This is a genomic window from Salibaculum sp., from assembly GCF_035270045.1.
Classification (GTDB): domain Bacteria; phylum Pseudomonadota; class Alphaproteobacteria; order Rhodobacterales; family Rhodobacteraceae; genus Salibaculum.
In genome coordinates this window covers 1-6,004 of the sequence record NZ_DATFIP010000036.1, presented here as the reverse complement: position 1 = coordinate 6,004, position 6,004 = coordinate 1, and the positions used below count along the sequence as shown (strand labels likewise).

Sequence of the window (6,004 nt, the reverse complement as noted above, 5' to 3'; positions counted from 1 at the left end):
GCCCATGCCGACCTGCCCCCCGAGGAACGCCGCGCGCGCATCCGCGACACGCTGGTCGCGGAATACCTGATCGATTATTACTATGGCCGCGAAACAGGCCTGCTGTCGCGCCCCGTGCTGGACGCGCTGGACGATGCGCGCCGGCAGGTCCTGTTCCAGGTCTTCGCGCAGTCACAGTTCACCCCGCCGCAGATCACGCAGGCCGAGATCGACGCCTTCGCCGAAGAGAACCCGGCGCTGTTCGACGACCGCCGTAGTTACCGCTATGCCCGGCTGGCCCTGTCGGGCGGTGCGGCCGACCGTCGCGCCGAAATGCAGGCCCGGGCCGAAACCATACTTGCACGCTCCGCCCCGGACCTTGCGGCGCTGGAGTCGCTGGCGGCCGAGGCGCGTGACGCCGGGCTCGACGTGGCGCTGGACACCGCCTGGACCCCGTCCGAGGCCCTGCCGCCCACGCTGCGGGACAGGCTGGCCGGGATGGCACGTGACGAGGCCCGGCTGGACACCCGCGAGGCGGGTGGATCGGTCAGCGTCCTGCGGCTCTACGACGCGCAGCCCCTTCCCACCACGCCCGACACCCTGCGCGAGCGGATCGATCAGCGCCTTGTCGCCCAGGCCTACCAGGCGCATCGCGCGGCCCTGATCGACCAGTTGGCACAACAGGTGCTGGCCCCCGGCGACAGCACCGACGAAACGGGCCCCGGGATGGCCGAAGCCCCGGTTGCAGAGGGCACCGGCGCCGAGCGCATCACGCCCCCGCCGCGCGGCACCGTGGTCTGGTCCGCCGAACCGGCGCTGCCGCGCGAGGTGCGGCTGGCAGCGCTTTTCCTCGCGGCGCTATCGGGCACGGGGGCGGGCTTTGCGGCGGTGGCCTGGGCAGGGCGCGTGCGCGCGCAGTATCCGCTGGTCGTGCGCAACAGCCCCTTCGTGCCGGTGCTGAAAAAACGCGGCCCTGCAACGGTGCTGGCCGGGGTGATCCTTGCGGCTCTGCTGGCCGGGGCCGTGCCGGCCCTGCCCGTCGCGCTACGCACCCTCGGAAACGGCACCACACTTGTCCTGCTGGCAGCGGGCGCGGCCATTGCAGCGGCCATGATGGTGGTCTGGCGGATACGTGCCCGGCGCACCCTCGAGTTGTCCATTTCCGAGGTCCGCGAGGTCCATTCCGACCAGGAAATGGCAGACGACATCGCCCGGCTGAGGCAGGGATCGGGCGGAGTGTTGGCCGCGGCGCTGACCCTCCTGATCCTATACGCGGCGGCGCTGGTGCTGGTTCTGGACATCCCGCCCGGCCTGTCATGACGGCGCAGGCAATGCTGGTCCGGTTGGAACGCCTTCCGGGAGGATGGCGCGGAGCGTTGGCGCTGGTGCTGGTGGTCCAGCTCATCCTCCTGCGCGAGATTAGCGAGGGTCGCTTCCTCCTGCTGCTACGCGGCGGAGAGACTGTCGCGCCTCTGTGGTATCTCCACACCGCAAGCAAGATCACCCTGCTGGCCGGGGGTGCGGTGATCGTCGCGGCGCTGGTCGAGCGGCGCCTCATCGGCCCCCCGCCGCTGTCTTCCCGCGCGCGTGTGGCCTTGGCGGGCCTGCATGGCGCGGCATTTTTGGTCCTGCTGGGTCTGATCCCGAGCCTGCCACTGGGCTGGCGCGGCAGCATGATGGCCGACCTTGCGCACTGGCGCTACGCCGCCGTCTCTGGCGCCTTCCTCCTATGGCAGGGCACCGCACTGCTGCTGATCGCGCCAAGGCGATTGCTGGCCGGGATGAGCACGCGGGCGGCGCTCTTCGTGGGATGCGGCATCGTCACGGCCCTGCTGCTTTCCTCGGAACGCAATCTGGCCATCGACGCGCTGCGGGCACTGGTCGAGGACGTCACGCTGTCGCTGGCGCTCGCCTTCTACGCGGTGATCGGCGATGCCCAGCCGGTGCTGTCGTACCGGGACGGCACGCCGCTGCTATCGGCCGAGGGCTTTGCAATCCTCATCAGCCCGGTCTGTGCGGGCTACCAGGGGATGCTGGCTGCCGGAACCGTCATGGCCGGTCTTATCGCACTGGACTGGTCGGGGCTGCAACGGGGCCGGGCGGCGGCCCTGGCCGTGACCACGGTTGGACTGGTATTCACCCTCAACGCATTCCGCATCGCCCTGCTGTTTCATATCGGCGTGCGCCATTCACCCGAGATGGCGGTCGAGGGGTTCCATTCCTATTTCGGGACGCTCTCGCTGCTGGCGGTGGTCGCACTGGCCATGCTTGCCCTTCAGCACCCCCTGTTCCGGCGTGGCACAGCCAGCGCCGGCCGCCTGCGGACACAGCCGGCCGGGCAAGAAGGCGAGGCCGCCCTGCTGATCCTGCCGCTGGCCATCTACCTCGGCGTCGGCATGGTGGTAGGGTTGTTCAGCACCGGCTTCAACTGGGCCTACCCGCTAACCGCCCTGGCAGGTCTCGGACTGATCGCCCTGTGGCGCCACGCGATAGCGTCAGAGTTCGCCGGCGGCCCCGGCCTGTCGGGTTTTGTAATGGGCTTTGCTGTCTTCGCGCTCTGGCTCGCGCTGGTGCCACCGGACCCCGCCGCAGACGCCGAGACAACCGCTGCACTCACGGCGGCACCGTCCTCGTTGGTATTTCTCTGGATGCTGCTGCGCCTGGTCGGCTTCAGCCTCGTGGTGCCTGTGCTCGAGGAACTGGCCTTTCGTGGCGGGCTGCACCGGCTTGTCATGGCCCGGCTGACCCCGCAGGTCGGCAGCCATTGGGCCGCGGCGACGGCGCTATCGGTCTCTGCTCTGGCCTTTGGTGCGCTGCATTCCCAGATGCTGGCCGGCACACTGGCCGGGCTGGGCTTCGGCCTGCTGGTCCTGCGCACAGGGCGCACCGGAGACGCGATCATCGCGCATGCGGTGACAAATTTCCTCCTCGCCATCAGCGCAATCGTCACCCAACACTGGTCTTTGTGGTAAGTACACTCACCGCGACAGGTGCACCGCGCAGAGCTCAACACCAAAGGGGGCCGACGTCTTGATGACCGCCAATCCAACCGATACCGTCGGTTCGATCGCCGAACCCCTTGAAGACCTTGCATGGTTTGCATTCCGGCATGCGGACAGGTTCTGCGACACCGAGACAGGGTGCCGCGACTACCATCGCTTCTGGAGCATGTTGCGGCATCTGGACCTCGATGGCCGCATGCCGCGGGGACTTGAGTTTTTTTCCCGCAATTTCCAAACCCTGTCCCGGGGTGGCGATACGATCCGCGTCCTGCTTGCGGGTGCGGCAGACTCCGGGCTTGCCACCTTGATCGCGACGGCGGCGGAAATGGCAGGCGTGACCCCGTCGATGCTGCTGGTGGATCGCTGCCAGACACCGCTCCGTCAGAACCAGAGGCTCGCGGACCACGCTGGGCTCGATCTTCAGGTTCGGCAAGGCAGGCTCGATGAAATGGATGCCGAGAACCGGGACGCTGTCGTCACCCACAACGTCATGGGGTTCAATTCGGATTCTGGCCGCGCCGCCATCCTGCACGCAGCCGCCCGCGCCCTGCGCCCCGGAGGGCGGCTCTTGTCGATCGAGTTCCTGTCCGAGACAAGGCCGTCCCGTGCGCCAGAAGAAACAGCGCAGTTACGCCGGCAGTTCGAAGTTCGGCAGCGCGCCAAGGGCATGGACGAGGCACTGATCGCGACCCTGTCAGAGGCTGCGGAGGCCTATTGGGTCTTGAACCTGTCCCGCGGGCCCTATCCCGAGGATCGACTGCGCGCACATCTCTCGGCGGCAGGGTTGCACCTAGTCGACCTGAGTTATCACCGCGACACCCAGCGGGCCTCGCCACGGTCACGGCCCGGGCCGTCGAATGGCCGCACCCATGCCTATATCGTCGCCGAACGCCGCGACTGATCAGCTATTGTGCCACGAAGTGTTCGAGGACTGTCACCAGAAACGGATCGGGCAGGCGCAACCCTGCCAGGTTCCCGATGACATGGAACACACCGGCGAACACCAGCCCAGACAGGCCCGCCACGAACAAGAGGCGCCGCCGTGTAACGTCTGAGCCCAACAAGAGCCAGACAAGGCTCAGCATGGCCAGGGCTGCGGGCAGACCGACCAGGACAGTCGAAAAGGGAACCGCTGCAAGCAGCCCGAATGACCACAGGTCCCGGCCGTCCGGCGCGGGGGACGGCGCAGAAGTCTGACCGACCCGAAGGAACGACGACAGGGCAATCACGCCATAAACCGCCGTCGTGGCCCAGACCAGGATGCGGGCGTAGGTGCTGTAGTGACCCTCGCCAAGGATCGTTGCAAGCGCCATGACAAGGACACAGAGACCCAACCCGAACGCAAGACTCGCGTCCGCGGGTCCTTTCATCCTCGGCTTCCGGCGCGGAGCCACCTTGCGCCCGGACAACATCCAGACACTCGACCCAAGGATGAGGCAGACGATGATCACCGCCGCCGGCTGCTCCCAGAAGGAAATCCGGCCGACCTCGGCCAGCCGGAGGGTCAAGGCGAGGTTGGATTCTATGAACGCGCCAAGAATGAAGGCGATTATGAACGGAACCCGTGGCCAGCCGAAAAGCCGCAAGAGGTAGCCCAACAGGCCAAAGCCGACCGCAACGTAAAGGTCTGCCAGCAGACCGTTGAGTTGCACGATCGTTACCAGGCTCGCGATCAACGCCGGGAGCGCGATCCGGTCGATCCTCAACCGGGTAAGACGGGCCAGCCAGGGCGCAAGAGAGACACCGACGATCGAGGTCAGGATGTTCGACATCAGCAACGCGAAGATGAGCGTCAGTGACAGCGGCAAGTCCTCGGTCAGCATCGGAGAGCCGGGCACCAACCCGTGGATCGCCAGGACCGTCACGAGGATCACGCCGCCCTCACTACCGGGAAGGCCGAAGGCCAGCACGGGCAAAAGCGACCCGCCATCCTTGCTGTCCACCGCGGCCTCGGGGGCGATGACCCCTCGAACATCGCCGGTGCCAAATCGCTCGGGGTTTTTCGACCACTGCACCGCCTGCCCGTAGGACACGAAGCTCGACACCGTGCCCCCGACGCCGGGAATCACGCCGACCAGCGTGCCGATGACCGAGGATCGGGCGGTCAGCCCCGGATGCCCCAGCACCGCCCGGATGCCAAGCCTGACCGAGCCGCCGGACGGGTCGGCGCCTTCCGCCGAAATCCGGAGGTTCTGCCGCCAACCGATGATCTCGGACAGGGTGAAGAAGCCCAGAAGGACTGCGATGGTGCCGAACCCGTCGAAGAGTTGCAGGCTCCCGAAGGTCCACCGCGGCAACCCGGTGGCCGGATCGGACCCGATCATGGCGCAGAGCAGCCCCAGAAGCGTCACCGCGATGGCGCGCGAAGGCGAGGAATTCGGGATGGCGACAATGGTCGACAGGCCCCAGATGCCCAACAGCACCCGCTCCAGCGGGCCGAATTCCAGCAGCAGCGGCTGCACCACCGGCAGGATGGCCAGCAAGACCATGACACCGAACAGCGATCCGATGGCCGAGGCCGTCGCGGCACAGGCGATCGCGGTTCGGGCCTCGCCGTTGCGGGCCATGGGATGGCCGTCCAGAAGCACCGCGGCGCTTGATGCGTTGCCGGGAATGTTGAACAGGATTGCCGTGATCGAGCCCATGAAGGTGGCGCCGCCCGTCAAGGCCCCGAACATCAGCAAGACCGAGACCGGGTCCCAGCTCAGCGTCGCAACCAGCACCAGTGTGGCGAGGCTGGCATTTCCGATCCCCGGCAGAAAGGACGCCAACATGGCGATCAGGGTTCCCATCACGGGAATCAGGATATTCGGGAATGACAGGACATTGCCCAGACCGATGGCAATCGCGGCTAGGTAGTCCTGCACGTGCTAGCCTCCGTATACGTTCGGCATTCTGGCAATGCGCACTGGTTGGGCACAGGCGTCGCCGCACCGGGTTCGCCGTGCGCGGTTCGCACAGCGTTGTTGAGTTATGCCCGAAAGTTGGTGATGGGCTGAGGTAGGCGGCATATCATGGCGGTG

Annotated in this window: 4 protein-coding genes; 3 read left to right on the top strand and 1 reads right to left on the bottom strand. The window is 66.9% G+C overall.

What is annotated here, in order from left to right:
* The 3 genes from VJ897_RS05995 to VJ897_RS05985 form a co-directional block, all read left to right on the top strand.
* The coding region (locus VJ897_RS05995) for a peptidylprolyl isomerase (protein ID WP_324054185.1) at positions 1 to 1,299 on the top strand (1,299 nt) is incomplete at its 5' end.
* On the top strand, positions 1,296 to 2,951 hold the full coding sequence (xrtE, locus tag VJ897_RS05990; protein ID WP_324054183.1) for an exosortase E/protease, VPEID-CTERM system: 1,656 nt from the start codon (positions 1,296 to 1,298) through the stop codon (positions 2,949 to 2,951). The genes VJ897_RS05995 and xrtE, both read left to right, overlap by 4 nt.
* Positions 2,952 to 3,012: 61 nt before the next feature.
* Entirely contained in the window at positions 3,013 to 3,882 is an 870-nt protein-coding gene (locus VJ897_RS05985; protein WP_324054181.1) for a methyltransferase domain-containing protein, read from the top strand.
* 4 nt (positions 3,883 to 3,886) lie between these two features.
* Here VJ897_RS05985 and VJ897_RS05980 read toward each other — a convergent pair whose 3' ends face one another.
* Positions 3,887 to 5,848, bottom strand: a complete 1,962-nt coding sequence (locus tag VJ897_RS05980) for a tripartite tricarboxylate transporter permease (protein ID WP_324054179.1) — start codon at positions 5,846 to 5,848, stop codon at positions 3,887 to 3,889.
* Positions 5,849 to 6,004 lie beyond the last annotated feature (156 nt).

Excerpts from the sequence above, each read along its gene's own strand:
- xrtE (WP_324054183.1), top strand. The coding sequence starts at position 1,296 with ATGACGGCGCAGGCAATGCTGGTCCGGTTGGAACGCCTTCCGGGAGGA.
- VJ897_RS05985 (WP_324054181.1), top strand. The coding sequence starts at position 3,013 with ATGACCGCCAATCCAACCGATACCGTCGGTTCGATCGCCGAACCCCTT.